The organism is Streptomyces sp. TG1A-60 (assembly GCF_037201975.1).
GTDB lineage: Bacteria > Actinomycetota > Actinomycetes > Streptomycetales > Streptomycetaceae > Streptomyces.
In genome coordinates, this window is the sequence record NZ_CP147520.1 from 4,384,181 (window position 1) to 4,408,609 (window position 24,429).

General features: G+C 68.6%; 12 protein-coding genes, 3 rRNA genes, 2 pseudogenes and 1 riboswitch. Of the genes and pseudogenes, 10 read left to right on the forward strand and 7 right to left on the reverse strand.

From position 1 onward, the window contains the following. Positions 1 to 5: 5 nt before the first annotated feature. Positions 6 to 1,058: a PP2C family protein-serine/threonine phosphatase gene (locus tag WBG99_RS18915; RefSeq protein WP_338900394.1), complete on the forward strand. Its 1,053-nt coding sequence runs from the start codon at positions 6 to 8 to the stop codon at positions 1,056 to 1,058. Between the two features lie 305 nt (positions 1,059 to 1,363). Further along, a riboswitch (cyclic di-AMP (ydaO/yuaA leader) is annotated at positions 1,364 to 1,525 on the forward strand. Positions 1,526 to 1,535: 10 nt separating this feature from the next. After that, positions 1,536 to 2,594 (forward strand): M23 family metallopeptidase, encoded by a 1,059-nt coding sequence (locus tag WBG99_RS18920; RefSeq protein WP_338897427.1) that lies wholly within the window; start codon positions 1,536 to 1,538, stop codon positions 2,592 to 2,594. Positions 2,595 to 2,848: 254 nt separating this feature from the next. Here the strand turns inward: WBG99_RS18920 and WBG99_RS18925 are convergent, their stop codons facing one another. From WBG99_RS18925 to WBG99_RS18940, 4 genes are all read right to left on the reverse strand, one after another. Beyond that, the gene (locus WBG99_RS18925; RefSeq protein ID WP_338897428.1) at positions 2,849 to 4,150 is read right to left on the reverse strand and encodes a PrsW family intramembrane metalloprotease; all 1,302 of its coding nucleotides are present in this window, start codon (positions 4,148 to 4,150) and stop codon (positions 2,849 to 2,851) included. Between the two features lie 79 nt (positions 4,151 to 4,229). After that, a complete protein-coding gene (trmB, locus tag WBG99_RS18930) occupies positions 4,230 to 5,063 on the reverse strand; it encodes a tRNA (guanosine(46)-N7)-methyltransferase TrmB (protein ID WP_338897429.1) in 834 nt (277 codons plus the stop codon). Positions 5,064 to 5,347: 284 nt separating this feature from the next. Further along, positions 5,348 to 6,559: an L-2-hydroxyglutarate oxidase gene (gene lhgO, locus WBG99_RS18935; protein ID WP_338897430.1), complete on the reverse strand. Its 1,212-nt coding sequence runs from the start codon at positions 6,557 to 6,559 to the stop codon at positions 5,348 to 5,350. Positions 6,560 to 6,743: 184 nt separating this feature from the next. Then, entirely contained in the window at positions 6,744 to 8,168 is a 1,425-nt protein-coding gene (locus WBG99_RS18940) for an MFS transporter (protein ID WP_338897432.1), read from the reverse strand. 714 nt (positions 8,169 to 8,882) lie between these two features. On the opposite strand from WBG99_RS18940, the gene WBG99_RS18945 reads away from it, so the two are divergent. After that, positions 8,883 to 10,976 (forward strand): asparagine synthase-related protein, encoded by a 2,094-nt coding sequence (locus WBG99_RS18945; protein WP_338897433.1) that lies wholly within the window; start codon positions 8,883 to 8,885, stop codon positions 10,974 to 10,976. Between the two features lie 151 nt (positions 10,977 to 11,127). Here WBG99_RS18945 and WBG99_RS18950 read toward each other — a convergent pair whose 3' ends face one another. Continuing rightward, entirely contained in the window at positions 11,128 to 11,940 is an 813-nt protein-coding gene (locus WBG99_RS18950) for a helix-turn-helix domain-containing protein (protein ID WP_338897434.1), read from the reverse strand. Between the two features lie 472 nt (positions 11,941 to 12,412). Here WBG99_RS18950 and WBG99_RS18955 point away from each other — a divergent pair, with 472 nt between their 5' ends. The 3 genes and pseudogenes from WBG99_RS18955 to WBG99_RS18965 all read left to right on the forward strand — a co-directional run bounded on the left by WBG99_RS18955 (position 12,413) and on the right by WBG99_RS18965 (position 16,228). After that, a complete protein-coding gene (locus WBG99_RS18955; protein WP_338897435.1) occupies positions 12,413 to 13,774 on the forward strand; it encodes an NAD(P)/FAD-dependent oxidoreductase in 1,362 nt (453 codons plus the stop codon). 228 nt (positions 13,775 to 14,002) lie between these two features. Then, positions 14,003 to 15,675: pseudogene (locus WBG99_RS18960) on the forward strand (SpoIIE family protein phosphatase). 391 nt (positions 15,676 to 16,066) lie between these two features. After that, complete coding sequence (locus WBG99_RS18965; protein ID WP_338897436.1) at positions 16,067 to 16,228, forward strand: hypothetical protein; 162 nt, start codon at positions 16,067 to 16,069, stop codon at positions 16,226 to 16,228. A 36-nt stretch (positions 16,229 to 16,264) separates the two neighbouring features. Here the strand turns inward: WBG99_RS18965 and WBG99_RS18970 are convergent, their stop codons facing one another. Next, on the reverse strand, positions 16,265 to 17,539 hold the full coding sequence (locus tag WBG99_RS18970) for an MFS transporter (protein WP_338900395.1): 1,275 nt from the start codon (positions 17,537 to 17,539) through the stop codon (positions 16,265 to 16,267). 153 nt (positions 17,540 to 17,692) lie between these two features. On the opposite strand from WBG99_RS18970, the gene WBG99_RS18975 reads away from it, so the two are divergent. From WBG99_RS18975 to rrf, 4 genes are all read left to right on the forward strand, one after another. Next, positions 17,693 to 18,250, forward strand: coding sequence for a MarR family transcriptional regulator (locus tag WBG99_RS18975; protein WP_338897437.1), 558 nt, complete (start codon positions 17,693 to 17,695; stop codon positions 18,248 to 18,250). Positions 18,251 to 18,930: 680 nt separating this feature from the next. Then, positions 18,931 to 20,459 (forward strand): 16S ribosomal RNA (locus WBG99_RS18980). Between the two features lie 308 nt (positions 20,460 to 20,767). Continuing rightward, positions 20,768 to 23,888: ribosomal RNA gene (locus WBG99_RS18985) — 23S ribosomal RNA — on the forward strand. 85 nt (positions 23,889 to 23,973) lie between these two features. Beyond that, a 5S ribosomal RNA gene (gene rrf, locus WBG99_RS18990) occupies positions 23,974 to 24,090 on the forward strand. The 16S, 23S and 5S rRNA genes sit together here, the layout of an rRNA operon. 83 nt (positions 24,091 to 24,173) lie before the next feature. Here the strand turns inward: rrf and WBG99_RS18995 are convergent. Continuing rightward, positions 24,174 to 24,380: pseudogene (locus tag WBG99_RS18995) on the reverse strand (LuxR C-terminal-related transcriptional regulator); the annotation flags it as partial. Positions 24,381 to 24,429: the final 49 nt, after the last annotated feature.

Sequence of the window (24,429 nt, forward strand, 5' to 3'; positions counted from 1 at the left end):
TCGTCCTGGTCCTCCCCGTCCTGCTGATCACGACGGGCCTCTTCTACGACCACTTCACGCCGAGCGAGTTCACGGCCGTCCCCTTCTTCACCGCCGCGCCCCTCGTGGCTGCCCCTCTCTACTCGCTCCACGGCACGGTGACCACCGGCGTCGCCTCGGTGGCCGGCATCACGGTACGGATCCTCTATGACGACACGAGCCATGAGGACGCGGTCACCGAGGTCGTGACCGTGGCCACCGTCGCCGTACTGGCCGTGCTCATCAACCGTCTCGCCCGGCGCAGCGACGCCCGGCTCGCCACCGCCCACGAGATCGCCGAGGCCGCGCAGCGGGCCGTACTGCCGGTGCCGCAGGAGCGGATCGGCGGGCTGGAGATCGCCGCGCGGTACGAGGCGGCGCAGACCGGGGCGTCGATCGGGGGCGATCTGTACGCCGTGCAGGACTCGCCCCACGGCCTGCGGCTGATCGTGGGCGATGTGCGCGGCAAGGGGTTGGGGGCGGTGTCGGAGGTGGCGGTGCTGATCGGGGCGTTCCGGGAGGCGGCCGAGCAGGAGTCGACGCTCGAAGCGGTCGTCCAGCGGCTGGAGCGGGCGCTGGCCCGGGAGTCGACGCGGCGGGAGGCCACACGGCGCGACGCGACGGAGCGGTACGAGGGGTTCGTCACGGCCGTACTGGCGGAGTTCCCGCACGGTGCCGGCCGCGCCCGGACCGTGAACCGCGGCCACCCGTCCCCCCTGCTGCTGCACGCCGACGGCACCGTGCGCATCCTGGACGCGCCGCACCCCGCGCTGCCGCTCGGCATGGACGACCTGGGGGCCTGGCCGGACCGCGCCGACGACACCGTGTTCCCGCCCGGCGCCACGCTGCTCTTCTACACCGACGGCCTGTCCGAGGCGCGGGACGCCCGGGGCGTCTTCTACGACCCGGCCGAGCGGCTCTCCGGCCGTACCTTCTCCGCCCCGCGCGCCCTGCTCGCGACCCTCTCCGAGGAGGTACGCCGGCACACGGGCGGTCGTACGACGGACGACATGGCGCTCCTGGCGGTCCGCCGCACCTGACGCCCCCCTCGCACACCGCTCCTCGTGCGGCGGCCCACACGTCTCTCTCACATCTCCCGTGATCGACATCACGAGGCGTGTTCGTTTGGTCTTCCTCCGTATACCGACTGACGCGTGCTCAGGGAGTCTGCTACTCCTGATTGATCCTGAGGCAAGGTCAACTCGCCCGCTTTCCGCCCCTCGTGACCCGTAAGTCCAGCGTGAAAGCCGGAACGATCATCCAGAACAGCTTGGAATGGAGTACTCGCGTCTATTAACGTTCGATAACGCAGCGCGGTCGTCCCAGCCGTCACAAGAGACGGCTCCGTGCTCACGCGCCGAATCCCGCAAGGGAACCGGGGAACCACCACTCTGGGGTGAATCGCACGGAAGCCGTCGTGGCAGCACGCACGACCGGTTTACGCGCGTAGGAGACCTTCCTGCTCCGAACCCGTCAGCTAACCCGGTAGGCGAGGAGGAAGGAAGGAGTACGCCCACGTGGCGTCAAACCGGTCCGCGACCGAAGCCCCGTTCGAACCGAGCCAACGCGACGGCGAAAGCCAGACGTTCGGCTACGGCAGCTACAACAGTGACAACGAGGGCCCTTGGCAGGAGTGGAATCCCAGTGAGGAATCCATTCGCCCCCTTCGCGGCCGACACCGCGTGGCCAAGCCGCGCGGCGGACTCGCCCGTGGCGGACTGGCCCGGAGCTCCACGGTTCTCGGCGTCGGTGTCATAGCCGCCGTCGGCGGCGCCGGCATGGCCAGCGCGCAGTCCGGCAAGCCTCCGGTGTCCATATCGTTGCCCGACGTGCCGAACGTCGGCTCGGTCTTCGAGGACGACACCGAGACGCCGGAGCCGCAGGCCTCCACCACCCCGCTCAGCAGCGCCGGCCTGATCGCCGCCGACACCGAGCAGGGCGCCGCGAACGCCGGCGAGGCACTCCGCGCCCGCATCATCGCGCAGGCCGAGTCCCAGCAGGACGCGTTCGACAAGGCCACCGCCGAGGCGGCCCAGACCGCCGCCGCGGAGAAGGCGGCCGAGGAGGCCGCCGAGGAGAAGAAGGCGGCCGAGGCCAAGGAAGCCGCCGCGAAGCAGAAGGCGGCCGAGGAGGCCGAGAGGAAGAAGGAAGCCGAGCGCCTCGCCGCCCTGGCCAAGCAGTTCACGCTTCCCACCTCCTCCTACACCCTCACCTCCGCCTTCGGCCAGGCCGGGCCCTACTGGTCCTCCGGCTACCACACCGGCCTCGACTTCGCCGCCCCCACCGGCACCCTCATCAAGGCCGTCCACAGCGGCACCATCACGCAGGCCGGCTACGAGGGTTCGTACGGTTACAAGACCGTCCTCACCCTCGATGACGGCACTGAGATCTGGTACGCCCACCAGTCCTCCATCGGCGTCAGCGTCGGCCAGAAGGTCGCCACCGGCGATGTCATCGGCCGCGTCGGCGCCACCGGCAACGTCACCGGAGCCCACCTCCACCTGGAGGTCCACGCGGCCGGCGGGGGCGGCATCGACCCGGCGGCCTGGCTGCGCAGCAAGGGCCTGAACCCGTAGAACGAGCGAGCTCCGCAAGGCTGCCGACCGGTGAGGCCCGGTGGTCCTTGCGGCTGTACGCCGCGTGAGCCCTTGAGGCCTACGCGGCGTTCGTCATCCTGCCGCGTCTGCCGCGTCTGCCGCGTCTGCCGCGTCTGCCGCGTCTGCCGCGCCTGTCGCATCGGCCGCATCGGCTGCGTCCGTCGCGTCCGGCCCGATGGGCGCTCGCCGTACCTGTCGGCCCCGGCCCGCCCGTCGGTCCGCGAACGGTCTAGCTAGTAGCGATACGGGTTGTACGTGGGATACGGCGTCAGCCCGTACGGCACCGGGCGCCCGTACCCCGGGTACCCGTACCCGCCACCGGCCTCTTGCCCCGCATACCCCAGGGCGGGCCGCGCCAGTTCCCGGCGTCGCCACAGTTCGAAGAGCAGCTCACGTTCGCGGAGCACGAAGTCGCGCCCGGCGCTCCCCCGGAGCCCCCGGTACCGCAGGAACGCCAGCTTCGTCGCGTATGTCTCGTACTCCGCGACCACCCGGCCCCCCGCCTTGCCGAAGTGATGCGCCGCGTACTCCCGCGCCACCCGCCGGGCCCGCATCGACCCCAGCGCGTACGGCTCCGTCGGCGTCAGCCACCCCGCCGCCGCGTACGCCGGCAGCGCCTGCCGGACGATCCGCAACTCCCGCTGCCGCGTCCAGATCACCCACCACGTCAGCAGCCCGAACGCCGGCACCATGAACGCCGCGTACACCGCGAAGAAGCCGTACTCCCCGAACGCCGACGACCCGTTCCAGATCGCGTGCATCCCCACGGCGAGCAACAGTCCGCCCACCGGCACGAGCATCCGCCGGGTCCGCTGCCACTCCGGGGCGAATGCCGCGACCCCGAACCCGATGCCCGTCAGCACGGTGAACAGCGGGTGCGCGAACGGCGACATGATGACCCGCACGAAGAACGTGGCCGCCGTGACCGATGCCAGCCCGCTTCCCCCGCTGAGCTGATCCGTCCCGAACGCGGTCCCGAGATACAGGATGTTCTCGGTGAACGCGAACCCGGTGGCGGTGAACCCCGCGATCACCACCCCGTCCACGACGCCGGTGAAGTCCCGCCTCCGGAAGAGGAACACCAGGAGGACGGCCGCGGCCTTGGCGGTCTCCTCCACGACGGGCGCTATGACGGTGGCACCCAGAGTGTCGGCATGCGTCGGATCGGCGGTGGCGGTCGCGATCCACCGGGTCGCGAAGCTGTTGGCCACGATGGCTATCAGCGCCGCCGCGCACGCCCCCCAGGAGAACGCGAAGACCAGGTTCTTCCAGGGCCCCGGTTCCACCCGGTCCAGCCACCGGAACGCCGCCATGAGCAACGGCACGGGCAGCACCGCGAGTCCGAGCCCGACCAGGAACCCCTCGGTGCCGGTCTGTTCACGGACGAGGGCGAGGATGACGAGCCCGGAGACCCCGAGCAGCCCGATGAGCGCGCCGTACAGGACGTTCGTCCGCTGCCACCAGCGCGTGGGCCTGAACGCATACCCACCGGCAGGGCCGCTGGGATGCGTCGGGTAAGGGGGACTGGTGGCCATTGCATTGACCCTAACGAGGGATGGGAGCCGCCCGCGACGGTGCGTGGTGCCGCGCTCGCGCGGCTGTGACGGAAGGCCGTCAGGCGTCTGTGGGGGGTTGTCCGGACTCCTGCTCTCGCTGCTGTACGCGGCGGAAGAGCAGATCGTTCACGACATGACCCTTGTCCAGCCCCTGTCCCTCGAAACGGGTCAGCGGCCGGAAGCCGGGACGTGGCGCGAACCCACCGTCGGGCCGGGTGTTCTCGAACTCCGGATGAGCGGTCAGCACGGCCAGCATCTGCTCGGCGTACGGTTCCCAGTCCGTCGCACAGTGCACGATCGCTCCCGGCCTGAGCCGTGACGCGGCGAGCGTGAGGAATTCCGGTTGGATCAGCCGCCGCTTGTGGTGCCGCTTCTTCGGCCAGGGATCGGGGAAGTAGACCCGCAGCCCGTCCAGCGAGCCGGGCGGGAGCATCTCCCGCAGCAGAATGATCGCGTCCCCGTTGGCGACCCGCACATGGGACAGTCCGTCCCGGTCCACGAGACTCAGCAGGTTCCCCTGGCCAGGCGTGTGCACGTCCACGGCCAGCACATTGGTCTCCGGATCGGCGGCGGCCATCTGCGCCGTCGCCTCTCCCATCCCGAACCCGATCTCCAGTACGACGGGCTTCTCGTTCCCGAACAACTCGACGAGGTCCAGCGCCCGACCGTCGATGTCCAGCCCCCACTTGGGCCACAGCCGCTGCAACGCGTCCGCCTGCCCGGCCGTCACCCGACTCCGCCGAGGCTGGAAACTCCTGATCCGCCGCTCGAAATGCGACCCGGCGGGATCCGCCTTCGGCCCGTCGGGGAAGCGGGGCTCACCCTTGACCCGGGTACGCCGAAGGGAGGCACCGGAGGTGCGGGGCTCGGGAGTATTGGCGGAGTCAGACACAGTGCCCCGATTTTACGACTCCCCCAAGACGCCCGTCGCAGGCGCCGCCATGCACAGCTGCCGACATGCATAGCCGCCGCCATGCCCACGGCTGCCGACATGCGCATGCCGCTGCGCGCGGCTGCGGGCAGCCGTGCCGCTGGGCGATGGAGGTCCGTCCCGCTCAAGCGAAGTCGAGAGGGGGAGGGCGGGCGCAGCTGCATCCGGCGAGCGCCGGTGAGCGGAACCCGCCCCGCCCGGCCCCAGTCGCCGGGTGCCACGAAGACCAAGGGGCTTGCCGCCCGTCACACCCCGGCGAGCGCCCCCAACGCCCGCCGGCCGACCTCCCTGCCGATCGGCAGGGAGGCGGTCGCCGCGGGCGAAGGCGCGTTCAGCACGTGCACCGCCCGCGCCCCCTCCCTGATCAGGAAGTCGTCCACGAGTGTCCCGTCCCGAAGCACGGCCTGAGCCCGCACCCCGGCCGCCGCAGGCACGAGGTCGCCTTCCGAGACCCCCGGCAGCAACCGCCGCACCGCCCGGGTGAACGCCTTCTTCGACACCGACCGCCGAAGCTCCCCCGCCCCGTACCGCCAGTGCCGTCGGGCTATGCGCCAGGAGCCGGGCCACGCCAGGGTCGCCGCCAGCTCCCGCGCCCGCACGGTCCCCCACCCGTACCCCTCGCGGGCCAGCGCGGGCACGGCGTTGGGTCCGATGTGCACGCCTCCGTCGATGCCCCGGGACAGATGCACCCCGAGGAAGGGGAACGCCGGATCGGGCACCGGATACACCAGCCCCCGGACCATGTCGGGCCGCGCCAGCTCGTAGTACTCCCCCCGGAAGGGCACGATCCGCATCCCGGGATCGTCGCCGGTCAGCCGGGCCACCTCGTCGCAGTGCAGCCCGGCGCAGTTCACCAGCACCCGGCCCCGCACGACATCGCCGCCCCGGACCCGTACGGCGACCCCCAGCGAGGCCCGCCGGTCGATGCGCTCGACCTCGGCGCCGTACCGGATCTCGGCGCCGGAGGCCCGTGCGAGCTGCCGGGCGACCCCCACGAAGTCACAGATCCCGGTGGTGCCGACCTGTATGGCGGCGAGCCCGCGCACCTCCGGCTCGTACTCGGTGATCTGGGCGGGTCCCAGCTCCCGCACCGGAATCCCGTTCTCCCGGCCACGCTGCACCAGGGCGTGCAGCCGGGGCAGCTCCGATCGCTCGGTGGCCACGATCAGCTTCCCGGTGACGGCGTGGTCGATGCCGTACTCGGCGCAGAACTTGACCATCTCGGCGGCGCCCTTGACCGCGTACCGCGCCTTCAGCGACCCGGGGCGGTAGTAGATCCCGCTGTGGATGACCCCGCTGTTGCGACCCGTCTGGTGCCGGGCCGGTCCGGGCTCCTTCTCCAGCACGGTCACGCGCGTGCCCGGCGCCGCCCGTGTGATCGCATACGCCGTCGACAGCCCGACGATCCCGCCGCCGATCACGAGCACATCACAGTCGTACGCGCCCTGCCTCCGCACGCGCCCCACCTCCCGACTCCGATAGTGCACTGCACCACTGACAATGCCCTCAAACCCGGGAGACGTCTTCATGACGCCGGTCACGCGCCCCTCCAGGCGCGCGGGGAAACTGCGCGGTCAACCACGACGCACCCGGGGCGGCAGACGCCTCACCAACCCGGCGGACGCGTGGGCACCCGAAAACCTACGCCGGCGTCATCAACAGAGGCCGCGCCCTCTCCCGCAGCTCGATCACCTGCGGCTCATCCCCGTACGGCTCCAGCCGGTGCAGCAGATCCTTCACATACTCGGTGGTGCGGGCCGAGGAAATGCGCCCCGCGACCTCCACCGCCCGTACCCCCTGCTCGCACGCCGCATCGAGGTTGCCGGACTCCAGCTCGGCGACCGCGGACACGACGAGCCGCAGCCCGTGCGAGCGTACGAACTCCTCCGTCGGCCGCGACAGCGCCTGCTCGGTGAAGCGGCGCACCTGACGTGGAGCCTTGAGGTCGCGGTAGCACTCCGCCGCGTCGGCGGCGAACCGGTCGTAGCCGTAGAACCCGAGCCAGGACGGGTCGTTGTCGCCGTCGCGGGCCCGCTCCAGCCAGCCCTCGGCCGCCTTGAGGGCCGCCCCGGCCGCCACGGCGTCTCCCGCGCGCGCGTGGGCACGCGCCTCGACGAGCCGGAAGAAGCTCATCGTGCGGGCGGTGGCCAGCCCCCGGTTGCGTTCGAGCGCGGCCTGCGCGAGGTCGACGCCCTCGTCGCCGAAGCCGCGGTAGGTCGCCTGCAGGGACATCGTGGCCAGCACGTACCCGCCCAGCGGCACGTCGGCCGCCGCGCGCGCGAGCCGTAACGCCTGGATGTAGTACCGCTGCGCGGCTTCCTGCTGACCCGTGTCAAAAGCCATCCAGCCGGCGAGGCGGGTGAGCTCCGCGGACGCTCCGAACAGCGCGCGGCCCACCTCGTCGGAGTACGACCCGAGCAGCAGGGGCGCGGCCTCCACCCGCAGACACTCCGGCACCATCGACGAACGCCAGTCGCCGCCTCCGTACTTGGAGTCCCAGCGCCTGGCGTCCTCGGCGGCCTCCCGCAACTTCCGCACGTCGCTGTGGCCGACTTTCAGCGGCGACCCGGAGCCCTCGGCGGAGCCCGCCTCGCGCGCCACCGAGCTGTCGGCCGGGGTTATCAGCCATCGTGAGGCGGGTGTCGCGTAAGCGCTCACCGCGAACGATCCGGCGAGGGACTGCCAGATGCCGCCGGTGCCGCCGCGGCGGCCGGCGAGGTCGAGGCGGTACAGCTCCGTCGCGGCGCGCACCGCCTGTCCGACGTCACGGGGGAAGGCGAGGCCCACTTCGGGGGCGGGATCCGCGTCCGCCAGGCCGATCTCGTGGAGCGGTACCGGGCGGCCGAGTTTCTGGCCGATGGCGGCCGCGATGAGATGGGGCGCGGCGCCCTGGGGGACCATGCCCTTGGAGACCCACCGCGCCACCGAGGTCTTGTCGTAGCGAAGGGTCAACCCGCGTTGGGCGCCAAGGTCGTTGACGCGACGCGCGAGCCCTGCGTTGCTGATTCCCGCGAGGGCGAGAACGGTGCCGAGTTTTTCGTTCGGCCCGCGTTGCTCCCTGGACATTGAGCCACCCCTCGAACAGACGGCTGCCGCGGCGGCATAGGCACGCGGCATTCGTAAACCCAGCGTAGTTCGCCGCATCCCAAGCGTTAAGGGGCCCAAATCCGGATGGCGGGATTGTGGTCCGTGCGAAAGTGCGGCCACAGTACGGAGTGTTGCCACGTGCTCCCGCTGTGTGGCTGTGCGCCTGCCCGTGCGCTCTTCTCCGGCCACCGGGAGAGCGCTTCCATGAAGGTGCGTGGGTCGGCCCGCTGTACTGGATCCAGTGGGCTGGGGGACACCGCCGCCTTCGTCCCCGCGGGCGGCGGACCGGTCCGGGGGGCGAACTCCGCCTCCCGGACTGTGCGTTGACACTCCGTCGTCATCGGGGGTGATGCTGAGGGTGTGCGCCCTCCGCCCTTCGAGGACGATTTGGCCGAAAATCGACGGTGGTTGTCGAGGGTGAATACCGCTCCGACCACGTCTGTTGAGGGCGCGTCAGGTGTTCTGGGGGAGCGTAGCGGGGGCGCATTCACGTCGTAGACCCGGGGTCGCCCTTGGCCGACCGCCCGACTTCAAGGGCCACTTGAGGGCCTGAGGGGGGAGCACTGAAGGCTCCCCGGGGGCGCATTTACCGGTGTGCAAGCCGTCCCGCACGCCCTCCTGGGGGCCTCCTTCGTGGCAGCATGGGAGCCGTTCGTGCGGTGCACTGGTTGTCCACAGCCTGTGGAGGCGTCGATGCGGTGGTTGGTGGGATGGAGCAGTACCGCCGCTGGCGCTCCCGTCATCGGCTCCGCCGGCGCCACCGGGCACGACGGCGAGAGCGTGCACCCGGTCGGCTCCCACCTCCTGTGGGGTGACCCCGACCCGCTGTGGGCCGTCGGCGACTGGCGCCCCGACGAGGTGCGCGTCGTGACGGCCGACGCCCGGACGAGGATCGCCGTCCTCGGCATCTGCGGCGCCTCCGACGAGCAGCTGCGCGTGGGCCTGTTCGCCGCCCGCGGCGGCGCCCTGCGCCACCTGACCGCCTGGCCCGGCAGCTACACCGCCGTCGTCCAGGTCGGCCGCCGCCTGACGGTCTGCGGCGACCTCGCGGGCGCGCGCCCGGTCTTCCACACCCCCTGGGCGGGCGGCACCGCGTACGCGACGGCCGCCCTCCCCCTCGCCGACCTCGTCGAGGCCGACCTCGACTTCGGGCACCTGGCCGCCCTGCTCGCGGCCCCCGACGTACCGGACGCCCTCCATGACTCCACCCCGTACGACGGCGTGCGCCGCATTCCTCCGGGGCACGCACTGATCCTGCGCGCCGGTTCACGGGAGATCGCCGGCTACGAGCCGGTCGCGTCCCTCGCCGTCGCCGCCCCCTCCGCCGACCCGGCCAGCGCGGTGGACGCCGTCCGCGACGCCCTGGTGGAAGCCGTACGGGCCCGTCTGTCCGCACCCCGCCATGTCCCCGACGTCGACCCCGGCCCGGTCCCCGGCATGGGCCCGGCCGAGCGCCGTGCCGCCCGCGGCATGCCGGTCCCCGGCATCGGCGCCGACCTCTCCGGCGGCCCCGCCTCCGGCACCCTGGCCCTGCTGGCCGCGGGTCTGCCCGGCGCCCCCGGCACGGTCCTCGGCCACGGCACGGGCGGCGGCGAGCGCCTTCTGGCGGTCACCTTCAACGACCTCGCCACCTCCGGCCGCGAAGCCGAACTGGAACGCGCGGGCACCCTGGCCGCCAACCCCCGCCTCCACCACGTCGTCGTGACCGGCGGCGAGGACGTACTCCCGTACGCGGACCTGGAGGGCCCCCTGACCGACGAGCCGGCTCCCTCCCTCGTCATGGCGGCCCGCCACCGAGCCCGCCTCGTCTCCGGCAGCGCCGACCACTTCACCGGCTACGGCGCCCGCCAGGTCCTGGACGCCCACCCCGCCCGCCTGGCCGACCTCCTCATGGACCGCAAGCGCCGCCACCTGGTCCGCCCGGTCGCCGCCCTCGCCAAGGCCGACGGCTCCGTCATGGTCCCGGCGCGCGTGTACGGCGCCGCCCGGAAACTGGCCCGAACCCCCTACCGAGCCGGCGTCGAAGTCCTCGCCGACCGCCTCATGCAACGCCGCTTCGAAGAGCCCCAAGGCGCGGTCGGAGCCTCGCTCGCGGCCCTCACCTGGGCCAGACCGGGCCCCGCCGCCCGCTGGCTGACTGGCGAGGCCCTGGCGGAGGTATCGATTCGCCTGGGAGCACTGACCGGCCGCCCGACCGTCGGCCCCGGCCAGCGCCCCGGCGACTTCCGCGCGCGGGCGGCCCTGGCCCGCCACGCCACCGACATCCGCGTCCTCGAACAGGCGGCGGAAGTCCGTTCCCAACGCCTCCACACCCCGTTCCTCGACAACCAGGTCGTCCGCGCCTGCCGCGCCCTCCCCGAAGCCCTCCGCGTCCAGCCGGGCGCCCGTGCCGCCGTCCTCCGCACGGTCCTGGAGGGCGCCGGCGTCACCGGCCTCCCACCCGGGTGGGGAGCCCCCTCCCACGCCTCCGCCACCGCAGCCGCCCGCACCGGCCTCCGGGTGGCCGCCGACACCCTGATCACCCTCTTCGACACGCCCCTGCTGGCCCAGGCCGGCCTGGTGGAAGCCCGCGTCGTCCGCAAGGCCCTCCGCGCGGCGGCCGAGGGAGAGCCCCTGCCGCTCGACGGCCTGGCCGACCTCGTCTCCCTCGAACTCTGGCTACGCCGCCTGCTCTCCCGCCGAGGCACCTGCTGGACAGGCACCCCCGCGAGGCAGCGGGCGGTACCGGCGGGCATCACCCCCCAGAGGGGTGCGCTGGGAGCGGGCGCGACGGCGAGAAGGGCGTAAAAGGGACGCGGGGCTGTGTCGGCATGCGGCGGCGCCGCCCCAGAGTCGGTCCCGGGGGCGAAGGGGTGGCGCCCCATGGGAACGGGAAGGGGCGGTGCGGGGTGAGAAACACCCCACGCCGCCCCTGGCGAAACTCACCCGGCCACGGCCGTCAGGCCGGCCGGGACCGCAAGCCCTCCAACAGGATGTGCAACAACCGAGCCGACGCGGCAGCCTGCTGCGCCGCGTCCGGCAACGAGGGCGCGCTCGTGGCGATCACCAGCAACACGTCGGCCACGGTCACGTCCTCCCGCAGCTCACCCGCCGCCCGAGCCCGTTCGACCAACTGCCCCACGACTTCCAGCAGCGCCGAAGCCCCGGCGTCGTCCACCGGCCCGCCACCGCCGACATGGCCGCCGCCGACATCGCCACCGACCCCGTCCGCCGGCACCAGCCGCAACTCCTCCGCCGGCCGGGCCCGCTGCTGCGGCACCCGTGCCTCGTCCGCGTCGACCTGGCCGGCCGCTCCGGATCCGTCGGCCCCGTCCTCGGCGACCCCGACACGGAGCACCTGCGGCGGCAGCAACCGCCCGGCACCCGAGGCCACCGACGTCCGCAGGAAGCGCGACAACGCCGACCAGGCGTCCTCCTCCTGCCCGAGCGCCACCCTGGCCTGTTCGGTGAGCCGAGAGGTCTCCTCCTCGGCTATCCGCCGGACCAGGACGTCCTTGCTCGGGAATCGCCGGTACACCGTGCCCACGCCGACCCGCGCGCGGCGGGCGACATCCTCCATCGGCGCGCCGTACCCCAGCTCGCCGAAGACCTCGCGTGCCGCGCGCAGCACATGCTCGAGGTTGCGCTGTGCGTCCACGCGGAGCGGAGTGGACCGCCCTCCGTCACCGCGTCCGTGGCCGCCCGCCGAGACCATCTCACCGCCGGGTGAGATGGTGGACGCGGGCGACCAGTGAGAATCCTGAATATGCATACGTGTTCCCCCGGTAATGACGTCTCCCCCCGGAGACTCTCCCCGTCATCGGAAGCCGGAGCGGCGGAACGAGCGTCCAAGGTCCTCGGTGGTCCCCGATTCCCTTTCGTCGGAGAGCCGGCCCCGAGTCGCCCCGCCCGTCGCGGACGCCACCCGGAACCCAACCCGGGATCCCACCGGACCCCGGAACCCACCGAACCTCTTGAACGCATCCCCCTACACCCCGTCGACTCACGAACATAGTTGAGAGGGAGTCAATTCAGAAGGGGCGCGTTCCGGGCGGAGCGCCCCTCGATCGGAGTACGGGCGGCTTACGTCCGGTTTATGCCTCCTCCTGTCACCCGGCTCACGCCGTCTGACCTGCGCACCTGCCGCGCACACCGATAAATCTGCCAAGCCCGCGCCCCCAGGGCGACCGGTCACACAAATTGCCGGGCCTGTGGACAAACCAACGAGCAAGGTGCGTCATGGGATGGTGAAGGAACCGATGCGCATTCTCATCGTCGGCGGCGGCTACGTCGGGCTGTACACAGCGCTGCGTCTGCAGCGACAGCTGAAACCGGAACTCGGGCGCGGTGACGTCGAGATCGTCGTCGTGTCCCCCGACCCTTATATGACGTATCAACCCTTCCTTCCGGAGGCCGCCGCGGGCTCCATCTCACCCCGCCATGTCGTCGTGCCGCTGCGCCGGGTGCTGGACAGGTGCAAGGTCGTCATCGGCGAGGCCACCGCGATCAACCACGCCAAGCGCGTCGCGACGCTCGACACCCTCGCCACCGAGGAGGGCACGGGCTCCGAGCAGCTGGCGTACGACGAACTGGTCCTCGCCCCCGGCTCGATCTCGCGCACCCTGCCCGTCCCCGGGCTCGCGGACCACGGGATCGGCTTCAAGACCGTCGAAGAGGCCATCGGCCTGCGCAACCACGTCATCGAACAGATGGACATCGCCTCCTCCACCCGTGACCCCGCGATCCGTGACGCCGCCCTGACCTTCGTCTTCGTGGGCGGCGGCTACGCGGGCGTGGAGGCGCTCGGCGAGCTGGAGGACATGGCCCGCTACACCGCGCGGTACTACCACAACGTCACGCCCGAGGACATGAAGTGGATCCTCGTGGAGGCATCCGACCGCATCCTCCCGGAAGTCGGCGAGGAGATGGGCCGCTACACGGTCACCGAACTGCGCCGCCGCAACATCGACGTACGCCTACACACCCGCCTCGAATCGTGCGCCGACCGCGTCGCCGTCCTCAGCGACGGCGCCCGCTTCCCGACCCGTACGGTCGTCTGGACGGCCGGGGTGAAACCGCACCCCGTCCTCGCCGCCACCGACCTCCCGCTGAACGAGCGCGGGCGCCTGAAGTGCACCGCCGAGCTGTCCGTGGAGGGCGTGGCACACGCGTGGGGCGCCGGAGACGCCGCCGCCGTTCCCGACGTCACCGCCGAACCCGGCAAGGAGACCGCCCCGAACGCCCAGCACGCCGTACGGCAGGCCCGCACCCTCGGCGACAACATCGCCCGCTCCCTGCGCGGCCAACCCCTGCAGACGTACGCGCACAAGTACGCCGGCTCGGTCGCCTCCCTGGGTCTCCACAAGGGCGTCGCCCATGTCTACGGGCGGAAGCTGAAGGGCTACCCCGCCTGGTTCATGCACCGCGTCTACCACCTGAGCAGGGTGCCGACCTTCAACCGCAAGGCCCGCGTCCTCGCCGAATGGATCCTCTCCGGGCTCTTCAAACGGGAGATCGTCTCGCTCGGTTCACTCGAACATCCCCGTGCGGAATTCGAACTCGCGGCCGGTGGAAAGCCTCCTCAGGACCCGAAGGGGTCGTCCTGACCGGATCCAGGAACTCCACCGTTCAGGCCGACGTCTGACGGATGTCGGTCCGGTCGGTCAAACTGGTCCGCGACGTTGGTCCATGATCTCGGGCGGGGTCACCGCCTTGCCCACGCACCACCAGGACCAGGCGTCCCCACCGCCGTACCCCGGGCCGACCGCCCGGGGCCACCGGCCGGATCCGGAGCCGGCCGCAGACGACGACACGAGGCACGAGGCAGGGATTCGGTGAACTTCACGCGCTGGAGCGCCCGGCTCCCCGGTACGCAGCGCCGCGCCGCAGCGCGGAGCGAACAGACGGTCACCGCGGACCGTCGGGGGAAGGCTCCGTGCCCCCGGCCCGCGCCGAACGGCAGGCCGACTACCCCCCGGACGACACACCGCCCGTGCCCGTCGTCGACGACCTCCCCACCCGCGAGATCCTCGACCGCATCCCGGCCCTCGTCGCCCTCGTGCACGGCCCCGACCACCGCACGGCCTACGTCAACGACGCCTACGTCGCGGCCTTCGGCGTCCGTCCCCTCGGCGCACCCGCCCGCGAGGCCCTGCCCGAGCTGGACGCCCTCGGCCTCCTCCCGCTCCTCGACCAGGTCCTGCGCAGCTCCAGACCCCGCACGGTCAAGTCCCGCAAGGCCCCCGGGGGCCGCAGCTACACGATCACCTGCACCCCCGTCGACGTGCCGAGCGGCACCGAGCAGAGCGACGGCGGCGTACTGATCTTCGCCGCCGACGTCACCGACCACGCCGAGGCCGGCGAACGCCTCCGCACCAGCGAACGCCGCCAGCGCGAGACCGCCGTCACCCTCCAGCGCTCCCTCCTCCCGCAGGAGCTGGAAGAGCCCGACGACCTCCGCATCGCCGCCGTCTACCACCCCGGCGGCACCGAGACCGCCGTCGGCGGCGACTGGTACGACGTCATCACCCTCGGCGGCGGCCGGACGGCTCTCGTCATCGGCGACGTCATGGGCCGGGGCGTACGAGCGGCAGCCGTGATGGGCCAGCTGCGTACGGCGGTCCGCGCCTACGCCCGACTGGACCTCCCCCCGCACGAGGTCCTGCAACTCCTCGACGGTCTCGCCATGGAGATCGACCCCAACCAGATCGCCACCTGCGTCTACGCCGTCCACGACCCGAACGAGGGCCGACTGGTCTACGCCTCCGCCGGCCACCTGCCCATCCTGGTCCGCGACGAGAGCGGCACCGTCCTGCGCGCCGACGAACCGACCGGCCCCCCACTCGGGACCGGCGGCTGGACCCATGCCTCCGGCTCGATTCCCCTCGGCCCCGGCTCCACGGCCGTCTTCTACACGGACGGCCTGGTGGAACGCCGCGACGAGGACCTGGACGAGGGCATCGCCGCCCTGGAGCGGGCCCTGGCCGGCGCCACGGGCACCCCCCAGGTGATCTGCGACCGTCTGGTCCGCTCCACGGGCGTCACCGCCGACCACGACGACGACGTGGCCGTCCTCGTCCTCCAGCACCCCGCCCGCACCGGCGCCGACAGCGAACTCTTCCGCAACGCGGCCCTGGAGCTCCTCGGCGGCGTGGAAGCGGCCCCCCGGGCGCGGGCCTTCGCCTCGGGGGTCCTGAGCAGCTGGCGCTTCACCCCGGAGCTGCACGACCTGGGTGTCCTGGCGGCCAGCGAACTCGTGGCCAACTCCCTCCAGCACGGCACCCCGCCCATGCGGCTGCGTCTGCGCCGCACCGACCGCCGCCTCATCGTCGAGGTCACCGACGGCAACGACCACCTTCCCCGCCGCCGCCGTGCCGACCCCGCCGACGAGTCGGGCCGCGGCATCGCCATCATCGCGACCATCGCCTCCGACTGGGGCAGCCGCCGGGCCCCCGGCGGCGGCAAGGCGGTGTGGTGCGAGTTCGCCCTGCCCCGGGGGGCGACCTGACGGGCTGGACCGCACCGACACCGGCCGTCACACGGACTCGGCACCTGCCGGTCCGGCCGATGGGTGGTGCCGATCGCCGCGTGCCGGGCGACGCGGGCCGCGTGCAGCCGGGGCTCGACGCCGAGCTTGGTGTAGATGCGGCGCAGGTGGTCCTTGACGGTGTCCGGGCTCAGACTGAGGGCGTCGGCGATCTCCCGCTTGGGCAGCCCGTCGCCGACCGAGCGCGAGGATCCCTCGCTCGCGCGGGGTGAGCGCGGACACCAGGGCTTCGGTCGGGGCGCGATCCTGGTCCGGTGGGGAGGGCCTGACGTAGGCGCTGGTCACGGCCTGTGTCAGACAGGGATCCAGCGCCAGGCTGCCCCGGGCGACGGTGTTCACCGCCCACGGCAGAGTGAGCATCCTGCTCGGCCTGGTGATCGCCGTGATCCCGAGCGTGGTCCTCGCCGCCCAGGTCTCCGGCTCCGTCCCGAGCGTCCCCTGGTGGCAGCTCGCCGTCCTCGCCGCCGTCCTCTCCGCCCGCAAGCTCCGCGTCACCGAAGCCCGAGCGGCCTGACGGCCATCGCCCTGTCCGACATCCCTGAGGCCGGCCTCAGGCCCGCGCCGCCGCCGGCTCCGTGGAGGCTCCACCCCGGGCGACCACCCGGATGTTCGCCCGCGTGGGATGGTCCTGGCCGTCCGTGAGAAGCCGCCCGAGCCGCACCGCCAGCACGCTGATGCCCAGCGAACACAGCAGGAACGCCACGACGTACGGCCCGTGCAGCGAGGCACCCATCGGCCCGCCCACCGCCGGACCGACAGCCAGCGCGAGCTGCTTCACCAAGGCGAAGGCGGAGTTGTACTGCCCCGCCATCCCGGCCGGCGCGAGATCCGCGACCAACGGAGCGACGGTTGGCGACAGCATCGCCTCACCCAGCCCGAACAGCGCGTACGTCGAGACGAACGCGGCCGCGGCCATCTCCCGGCTGCCGTGCCCGAGCCCCGCGAAGCCAGCCAGGCCCCAGGCCACGGCCCAGATCAGCCCCACCGCGGCGATCACCCGCGACCGCCTCCGCCGCACGACGAACCTCAGCACGGCGAACTGCGCGACCACGATCACCGCGGTGTTGGCGGCCAACGCCGTCCCGAGCGCGGACGTGGACATCCCGGCCGCCTCGACGCCGTACGCACTGAGCCCCGACTCGAACTGCCCGTAGCACGCGAAGAACAGGACGAACCCGAGTACACACAGCCGGACCATGGCCCGGTTGCCGAGCAGCTGCTTCCAGCTCCCCTTCGCCGTCCCCGCCGACACTCCGTCGACCTTCGGCGCCCGAGACATCCGGACGGTCGCCATCACACCGACGAGCAACAGGAACATCGCCGCCTGTATGGAGAACAACAAGGTGAAGGACCCCGCGCGCGTGGCATCCACGAGGTGCCCGCCTATCAGTCCACCGACACCGAGCCCGAGGTTCTGGAGAAAGAACTGCGTGGCGAAGGCCCGCGACCGGCTCTCCGTACCCGAACAGTCCACGATCATCGTCGCGAGCGCCGGCTGCATCACGGCCTGCCCGGCCCCGAGCGCCGCCGCGGACGACAGCACGGTCGTCGCACCTGCGGCCAACCCCAGACTCAGCGATCCGACGGCGGCTATGACCAGGGCGGCGAGCAGCACCGGAAGCGGCCCGCGCCGGACGATGGCCCGCCCGGCGAACGGCAGCACCACCAGCGCGGCCACGGCGAAGACGGCGAGCACGAGCCCCGCCGTCACAGCACCGAGCCCCCGTACCTGCGCCACATAGACATACAGATAGGGGACGGTGAAGCCGAGCCCGAACGCGCTGAGCGCGTTGCCCACGTGGATCCGGCGCATCGCTGCGCCCATCGCCCTGGTCAAGTTCACCTGCCTAGGTAAGGGAAGCCCTCAGCCTGAACCACTCACACATTAGATCCGAAGACTTCGAAGCTAAAACCTCGAAGCTAAACAGTACACATCGAAGGGCTTCGATGCCAAGCGGCGGCGTGCCATACTGCGCCCATGGGCGACACCCCAAGCACCGCCGACGGCGCCGAGCCGACCCTCGAAGAGCAGATCGCCGCCTACCAGCGCGAGTTCCTGGACCTCGACCCCCAGGTCGAGAAGATCGTCTCGGCCCTCTCCCGCCTCAACCGCCGTATGAACGTCGCCTACGGCCGCCAGACGTCGGCGCTCGGCATCAGCAACGCCGAGTGGGAGGTCCTCAAGGCCCTCGTCCTCTCCGGCGCTCCGTACCGCATGGGCCCGAGCGAGTTGGCGAAGCGGCTCGGCCTCACCCCGGCCGCCATGACCCACCGCATCGACCGCATGGTCGCCGAGGGCCTGGTGACGAGGGAGCGCGACGAGACCAACCGGGTCCGCGTCATCGTCGAACTCACCACCGAGGGTCGCCAGAAGTGGCTGGAGGCCATGCGCCTCGCCTCGGTCTTCGAGGAGGACCTCCTCCAGGACCTCTCTCCCCTGGAACGCACGGTCCTCGGTGAGGTCCTGACCCGACTCCTCCGCCGCGTCGAGGACGCCCAGCCGGACGCCGGCGGCCGGCTCGCCGACCTGGACTGACGCAGTACGCTTGGGCGGTGCCCAAGGTTTGACCGCGGGGCACCTTGGGGAGACTTGACAGTCCACCCCGCGATCTGTAGAGTTCTTCGGGTTGCCACGGAGCCGTAACGGTTCTGCGGCAGCACCTCCGCCGCTCAAGCGGCACCCCCACAACCAGCTCGATCTCCCAACCGGGGTGAATTCGGCGCGCCCGAATTCAATTCGATTTGGGTTCGACAGCCCCCGATTGGGAACTGCCGAGCAGATCCGCTAAGGTTTGGGACGTCGGAGCGGCTCAACAGTCGCGAAGGCGACTCCCGCTGACTGGGAATCAGGCCCGAAGGGATCTGATAGAGTCGGAGCCGCCGGAAAGGGAAACGCGGAAGCGGGAACCTGGAAAGCGCCGAGGAAATCGGATCGGAAAAGGATCTGATAGAGTCGGAAAGGTAAGACCGAAGGGAAGCGCCCGGAGGAAAGCCTGAGCCGGTTGGTTTGGGTGAGTACAAAGGAAGCGTCCGTTCCTTGAGAACTCAACAGCGTGCCAAAAATCAACGCCAGATATGTTGATACCCCGTTCCTGGCCGGTTTCGGTCGGGGCGAGGTTCCTTTGAAACAAACACAGCGAGGACGCTGTGAACGGTCGGGCTTATTCCGCCTGACTGTTCCGCTCTCGTGGTGTTGCACCCGATTACGGGTACACATTCACGGAGAGTTTGATCCTGGCTCAGGACGAACGCTGGCGGCGTGCTTAACACATGCAAGTCGAACGATGAACCACTTCGGTGGGGATTAGTGGCGAACGGGTGAGTAACACGTGGGCAATCTGCCCTTCACTCTGGGACAAGCCCTGGAAACGGGGTCTAATACCGGATACGACACCGGGAGGCATCTCCTCGGTGTGGAAAGCTCCGGCGGTGAAGGATGAGCCCGCGGCCTATCAGCTTGTTGGTGAGGTAATGGCTCACCAAGGCGACGACGGGTAGCCGGCCTGAGAGGGCGACCGGCCACACTGGGACTGAGACACGGCCCAGACTCCTACGGGAGGCAGCAGTGGGGAATATTGCACAATGGGCGAAAGCCTGATGCAGCGACGCCGCGTGAGGGATGACGGCCTTCGGGTTGTAAACCTCTTTCAGCAGGGAAGAAGCGCAAGTGACGGTACCTGCAGAAGAAGCGCCGGCTAACTACGTGCCAGCAGCCGCGGTAATACGTAGGGCGCGAGCGTTGTCCGGAATTATTGGGCGTAAAGAGCTCGTAGGCGGTCTGTCGCGTCGGATGTGAAAGCCCGGGGCTTAACCCCGGGTCTGCATTCGATACGGGCAGACTAGAGTGTGGTAGGGGAGATCGGAATTCCTGGTGTAGCGGTGAAATGCGCAGATATCAGGAGGAACACCGGTGGCGAAGGCGGATCTCTGGGCCATTACTGACGCTGAGGAGCGAAAGCGTGGGGAGCGAACAGGATTAGATACCCTGGTAGTCCACGCCGTAAACGGTGGGAACTAGGTGTTGGCGACATTCCACGTCGTCGGTGCCGCAGCTAACGCATTAAGTTCCCCGCCTGGGGAGTACGGCCGCAAGGCTAAAACTCAAAGGAATTGACGGGGGCCCGCACAAGCAGCGGAGCATGTGGCTTAATTCGACGCAACGCGAAGAACCTTACCAAGGCTTGACATACACCGGAAACGGCCAGAGATGGTCGCCCCCTTGTGGTCGGTGTACAGGTGGTGCATGGCTGTCGTCAGCTCGTGTCGTGAGATGTTGGGTTAAGTCCCGCAACGAGCGCAACCCTTGTTCTGTGTTGCCAGCATGCCTTTCGGGGTGATGGGGACTCACAGGAGACTGCCGGGGTCAACTCGGAGGAAGGTGGGGACGACGTCAAGTCATCATGCCCCTTATGTCTTGGGCTGCACACGTGCTACAATGGCAGGTACAATGAGCTGCGAGGCCGTAAGGCGGAGCGAATCTCAAAAAGCCTGTCTCAGTTCGGATTGGGGTCTGCAACTCGACCCCATGAAGTCGGAGTTGCTAGTAATCGCAGATCAGCAGTGCTGCGGTGAATACGTTCCCGGGCCTTGTACACACCGCCCGTCACGTCACGAAAGTCGGTAACACCCGAAGCCGGTGGCCCAACCCCCTTGTGGGGAGGGAGCTGTCGAAGGTGGGACTGGCGATTGGGACGAAGTCGTAACAAGGTAGCCGTACCGGAAGGTGCGGCTGGATCACCTCCTTTCTAAGGAGCACTTCTTACCGGCTTCGGCTGGTCAGAGGCCAGGACATCAGCGAACGTCTGATGCTGGTTGCTCATGGGTGGAACGTTGATTATTCGGCACGGTTCAGTATGGGTGAGAGCGTTAGTACTGCTTCGGCGTGGAACGCGAAGCTCATCGACTGATCGTGTCGGGCACGCTGTTGGGTGTCTGAGGGTATGGCCGTATGGCTGCCTTCAGTGCCGGCCCCAGTGCACTCGGACCGCTCTGGTTCGGGGTGATGGGTGGTTGGTCGTTGTTTGAGAACTGCACAGTGGACGCGAGCATCTGTGGCCAAGTTTTTAAGGGCGCACGGTGGATGCCTTGGCACCAGGAACCGATGAAGGACGTGGGAGGCCACGATAGGCCCCGGGGAGTCGTCAACCAGGCTTTGATCCGGGGGTGTCCGAATGGGGAAACCCGGCAGTCGTCATGGGCTGTCACCCTTGCCTGAACACATAGGGCAAGTGGAGGGAACGCGGGGAAGTGAAACATCTCAGTACCCGCAGGAAGAGAAAACAACCGTGATTCCGGGAGTAGTGGCGAGCGAAACTGGATGAGGCCAAACCGTATGCGTGTGAGACCCGGCAGGGGTTGCGTATACGGGGTTGTGGGATCTCTCTTTCACAGTCTGCCGGCTGTGAGACGAGTGAGAAACCGTTGATGTAGGCGAAGGACATGCGAAAGGTCCGGCGTAGAGGGTAAGACCCCCGTAGCTGAAACATGAACGGCTCGTTTGAGAGACACCCAAGTAGCACGGGGCCCGAGAAATCCCGTGTGAATCTGGCGGGACCACCCGTTAAGCCTAAATATTCCCTGGTGACCGATAGCGGATAGTACCGTGAGGGAATGGTGAAAAGTACCGCGGGAGCGGAGTGAAATAGTACCTGAAACCGTGTGCCTACAAGCCGTGGGAGCGTCGGACAAGCACGTGTGCTTGTCTCGTGACTGCGTGCCTTTTGAAGAATGAGCCTGCGAGTTTGCGGTGTGTTGCGAGGTTAACCCGAGTGGGGTAGCCGTAGCGAAAGCGAGTCCGAACAGGGCGTTTCAGTAGCACGCTCAAGACCCGAAGCGGAGTGATCTAGCCATGGGCAGGTTGAAGCGGCTGTAAGAGGTCGTGGAGGACCGAACCCACCAGGGTTGAAAACCTGGGGGATGACCTGTGGTTAGGGGTGAAAGGCCAATCAAACTCCGTGATAGCTGGTTCTCCCCGAAATGCATTTAGGTGCAGCGTCGTGTGTTTCTTGCCGGAGGTAGAGCACTGGATAGGCGATGGGCCCTACCGGGTTACTGACCTTAGCCAAACTCCGAATGCCGGTAAGTGAGAGCGCGGCAGTGAGACTGTGGGGGATAAGCTCCATGGTCGAGAGGGAAACAGCCCAGAGCATCGACTAAGGCCCCTAAGCGTACGCTAAGTGGGAAAGGATGTGGAGTCGCAGAGACAACCAGGAGGTTGGCTTAGAAGCAGCCACCCTTGAAAGAGTGCGTAATAGCTCACTGGTCTAGTGATTCCGCGCCGACAATGTAGCGGGGCTCAAGCGTACCGCCGAAGTCGTGTCATTCATACAACAGGGCCAACGCCTGTATGGATGGGTAGGGGAGCGTCGTGTGCCGGGTGAAGCAGCCGCGGAAGCGAGTTGTGGACGGTTCACGAGTGAGAATGCAGGCATGAGTAGCGATACAAACGTGAGAAACGTTTGCGCCGATTGACTAAGGGTTCCTGGGTCAAGCTGATCTGCCCAGGGTAAGTCGGGACCTAAGGCGAGGCCGACAGGCGTAGTCGATGGATAACCGGTTGATATTCCGGTACCCGCTGTGAAGCGTCAAACATTGAACCAGGCGATGCTAAGTCCGTGAAGCCGTCCCGGAGCCTTCGGGCAAAGGGGAGTGGTGGAGCCGACGGACCAGACCTGCAGTAGGTGAGTGATGGGGTGACGCAGGAAGGTAGTCCATCCCGGGCGGTGGTTGTCCCGGGGTAAGGGTGTAGGCCGTGCGACAGGTAAATCCGTCGTACATGTGGCTGAGACCTGATGCCGAGCCGATTGTGGTGAAGTGGATGATCCTATGCTGTCGAGAAAAGCCTCTAGCGAGTTTCATGGCGGCCCGTACCCTAAACCGACTCAGGTGGTCAGGTAGAGAATACCGAGGCGTTCGGGTGAACTATGGTTAAGGAACTCGGCAAAATGCCCCCGTAACTTCGGGAGAAGGGGGGCCATCACTGGTGAGAGGACTTGCTCCTCGAGCTGGGGGTGGCCGCAGAGACCAGCGAGAAGCGACTGTTTACTAAAAACACAGGTCCGTGCGAAGCCGTAAGGCGATGTATACGGACTGACGCCTGCCCGGTGCTGGAACGTTAAGGGGACCGGTTAGCTCACTTTCGGGTGGGCGAAGCTGAGAACTTAAGCGCCAGTAAACGGCGGTGGTAACTATAACCATCCTAAGGTAGCGAAATTCCTTGTCGGGTAAGTTCCGACCTGCACGAATGGCGTAACGACTTCTCGACTGTCTCAACCATAGGCCCGGTGAAATTGCACTACGAGTAAAGATGCTCGTTTCGCGCAGCAGGACGGAAAGACCCCGGGACCTTTACTACAGTTTGATATTGGTGTTCGGTTCGGCTTGTGTAGGATAGCTGGGAGACTTTGAAGCAGCCACGCCAGTGGTTGTGGAGTCGTCGTTGAAATACCAGTCTGGTCGTGCTGGATGTCTAACCCGGGTCCGTGATCCGGATCGGGGACAGTGTCTGATGGGTAGTTTAACTGGGGCGGTTGCCTCCCAAAGAGTAACGGAGGCGCCCAAAGGTTCCCTCAGCCTGGTTGGTAATCAGGTGGTGAGTGTAAGTGCACAAGGGAGCTTGACTGTGAGACCGACGGGTCGAGCAGGGACGAAAGTCGGGACTAGTGATCCGGCGGTGGCTTGTGGAAGCGCCGTCGCTCAACGGATAAAAGGTACCCCGGGGATAACAGGCTGATCTTCCCCAAGAGTCCATATCGACGGGATGGTTTGGCACCTCGATGTCGGCTCGTCGCATCCTGGGGCTGGAGTCGGTCCCAAGGGTTGGGCTGTTCGCCCATTAAAGCGGTACGCGAGCTGGGTTTAGAACGTCGTGAGACAGTTCGGTCCCTATCCGCTGTGCGCGTAGGAGTCTTGAGAAGGGCTGTCCCTAGTACGAGAGGACCGGGACGGACGAACCTCTGGTGTGCCAGTTGTCCTGCCAAGGGCATGGCTGGTTGGCTACGTTCGGGAGGGATAACCGCTGAAAGCATCTAAGCGGGAAGCCTGCTTCGAGATGAGGACTCCCACCCCCTCTGAGGGGTTAAGGCTCCCAGTAGACGACTGGGTTGATAGGCCGGATGTGGAAGCCCAGTAATGGGTGAAGCTGACCGGTACTAATAGGCCGAGGGCTTGTCCTCAGTTGCTCGCGTCCACTGTGTTGGTTCTGAAACCACGAACAACCCCGCCATGGTCACGGCGGTGCGGTTGACTGTTTCATAGTGTTTCGGTGGTCATAGCGTGAGGGAAACGCCCGGTTACATTCCGAACCCGGAAGCTAAGCCTTACAGCGCCGATGGTACTGCAGGGGGGACCCTGTGGGAGAGTAGGACGCCGCCGAACAAACAGTGAGAAAACCCCCGCCGGGTGACCGGCGGGGGTTTTCTGTTTTCCGGATATATCCCCGGGTGTATCTCCCCTCCCTTTCAGGACGGCTCCACCAGTCCCGCGTCGTACGCCAGGATCACCGTCTGGACGCGGTCGCGTGAGTCTGTTTTCGCGAGGATGCGGCCTACGTGAGTTTTCACCGTCGATTCCGCCAGGTGCAGCCGGATGGCTGTCTCGCTGTTCGTCCAGCCCTTGCCGATGACCGTGACGATTTCCCGTTCACGGTCCGTGAGAGACGCGAGGCGTCGGTCCGGGGGTGCGGGGTCGGTGGGCTTTCCGGGGCGGGGAGGTGGT

Coding starts and splice junctions, on each gene's coding strand:
- WBG99_RS18925 (WP_338897428.1), bottom strand. CDS start 4,150: ATGGCCACCAGTCCCCCTTACCCGACGCATCCCAGCGGCCCTGCCGGT.
- WBG99_RS18940 (WP_338897432.1), bottom strand. CDS start 8,168: ATGTCCAGGGAGCAACGCGGGCCGAACGAAAAACTCGGCACCGTTCTC.
- WBG99_RS18945 (WP_338897433.1), top strand. CDS start 8,883: ATGCGGTGGTTGGTGGGATGGAGCAGTACCGCCGCTGGCGCTCCCGTC.
- WBG99_RS18950 (WP_338897434.1), bottom strand. CDS start 11,940: ATGCATATTCAGGATTCTCACTGGTCGCCCGCGTCCACCATCTCACCC.
- WBG99_RS18955 (WP_338897435.1), top strand. CDS start 12,413: ATGGTGAAGGAACCGATGCGCATTCTCATCGTCGGCGGCGGCTACGTC.
- WBG99_RS18970 (WP_338900395.1), bottom strand. CDS start 17,539: ATGGGCGCAGCGATGCGCCGGATCCACGTGGGCAACGCGCTCAGCGCG.
- WBG99_RS18975 (WP_338897437.1), top strand. CDS start 17,693: ATGGGCGACACCCCAAGCACCGCCGACGGCGCCGAGCCGACCCTCGAA.